At 69.2% G+C, this 1,928-nt stretch carries 2 protein-coding genes; both read right to left on the bottom strand.

Going from position 1 to position 1,928, the window contains the following annotated elements:
• The coding region (locus tag AC1DYN_RS32285; protein ID WP_477966839.1) for an aminotransferase class III-fold pyridoxal phosphate-dependent enzyme at window positions 1-578 on the bottom strand (578 nt) is incomplete at its 3' end.
• A gap of 46 nt (window positions 579-624) precedes the next feature.
• Window positions 625-1,928 (bottom strand): aldehyde dehydrogenase (locus tag AC1DYN_RS32280; protein WP_477966837.1); only part of this gene is annotated, 1,304 nt, incomplete at its 5' end.

Genomic DNA, 1,928 nt, shown 5'->3' with positions numbered 1-1,928 from the left:
GCCTTGAACAGGTGGTGCACCGCCTTCTGCACCTCGGCGAGGCTGGTGCCCTCGCCGGGGAAGGGCGCGTGGTAGATCTCGGGCGGGAAGGGGCCGAAGCCGGTCTTGTAGGGCTGCACCTTGCCGGTCAGCGCCACCGCGAACATGCTGCGGCCGTGGAAGGCGCCGCCGAAGGCGATGACGCCCGAGCGTTTGGTGTGCGAGCGGGCGATCTTGACGGCGTTCTCGACCGCCTCGGCGCCGGTGCTGAAGAGGGCGGTCTTCTTCGCGTGGCGGCCGGGGGTCAGCGCGTTGAGCTTCTCGGCCAGCGCGACGTAGCCCTCGTAGGGCACGACCTGGTAGCAGGTGTGGGTGAAGCGCTCCAGTTGGGCCTGGATCGCCGCGATCACCTTCGGGTGGCGGTGGCCGGTGTTCATCACCGCGATGCCGCCGGCGAAGTCGAGGTAGCGGCGGCCTTCGACGTCCCACAGCTCGGCGTTCTCGGCATGGTCGGCGAAGAAGGTGCCCAGCACGCCGACGCCGCGCGGCGTGGCGGCCGCCTTGCGGGCCAACAGGTGTTCGTTCTGCGAGTGGTTCATGGGCATCTCCGTAGCCCGGATGCCAATCCGGGGATGGCCGGCCGGTTCAGTCGAGCCGGATCCAGGTCGTCTTCAGCTCCGTGTACTTGTCGAACGCATGCAGCGATTTGTCCCGCCCGTTCCCGCTCTGCTTGAAGCCGCCGAACGGCACCGTGATGTCGTCCTCGTCGTACTGGTTGACGTGCACGGTCCCCGCGCGCAGGGCCCGGGCCACGCGATGCGCCCGGTTGATGTTGCTGCTCCAGACGCTGGCCTGCAACCCGTAGCTGCTGTCGTTGGCCATCGCGACGGCTTCTTCCTCGGTCTTGAAGCGGATCACCGACAGCACCGGGCCGAAGATCTCCTCGCGGGCGATCTTCATCGTGTTGGACACGCCGTCGAACACCGTCGGCTCGACGAAGTACCCACCGCTCGCCTGCCGCGCCTGCCGCCCACCGGCGGCCAACCGTGCGCCTTCGCCCTGCCCGGCCTCGATGTAGCCGAGCACGGTGCGCAGTTGCGTGTCGTCGACCAGCGCGCCCAGCTCAGTGCCGGCGTCCAGCGGGTTGCCCGGCTGGTACTTCGGCGCCTCGGCCGTCACCGTCTTGACGAAGTCGTCGGCGATGCTCTCGTGCACGAACACGCGCGACGGCGCATTGCACGACTCGCCCTGGTTGAAGAACATGCTGCCGGCCACGGTCTGCGCGGCGCGGGCGAGGTCGTCGAAATCGGGGAACACGACGAAGGCCGACTTGCCGCCCAGCTCGTTGTAGACGCGCTTCAGGTTGCTGCGGCCGGCGTATTCGAGCATCTTGCGGCCCACGCGGGTGGAGCCGGTGAAGCCGATCGCGTCAACGTCGGGGTGCAGCGCCAGTGCCTCGCCGGCCTCGTGGCCGTAGCCGGGCACGACGTTGAACACGCCCTCGGGCAGGCCGGCCTCGAGCGCCAGCTCGGCCAGGCGCAGGGCGGTCAGCGGCGATTTCTCGCTCGGCTTCAGCACCACGCTGTTGCCGGCGGCGAGCGCCGGCCCGAGCTTCCACGAGGCCATGATCATCGGGTAGTTCCACGGCACGATCGCGCCGATCACGCCCATCGGCTCGCGCGTGATCAGCGCCAGCGCGCTGCGCGGCGTCGGCGCGATCTCGTCGTAGACCTTGTCGACCGCCTCGGCATACCAGGCGATGCAGCGGGCGGTGGAGGGCACGTCGACGCTCAGGCTGTACTTGATGGGCTTGCCCATGTCCAGCGTTTCGAGCAGGGCGAGTTCTTCCTTGGCCGCGAGGATGAGCTCGGCAAAGCGCTGCAGCACCTTCTTGCGCTGCGCCGGCGCCTTGCGCGACCAGCGGCCGTCGTCGAAGGCGCGCCGCGCCG

This window comes from Rhizobacter sp. P2_D12 (assembly GCF_056404395.1).
The sequence above is the reverse complement of the archived record's forward strand: the minus strand, read 5'-3'. Positions and strand labels throughout refer to the sequence as shown.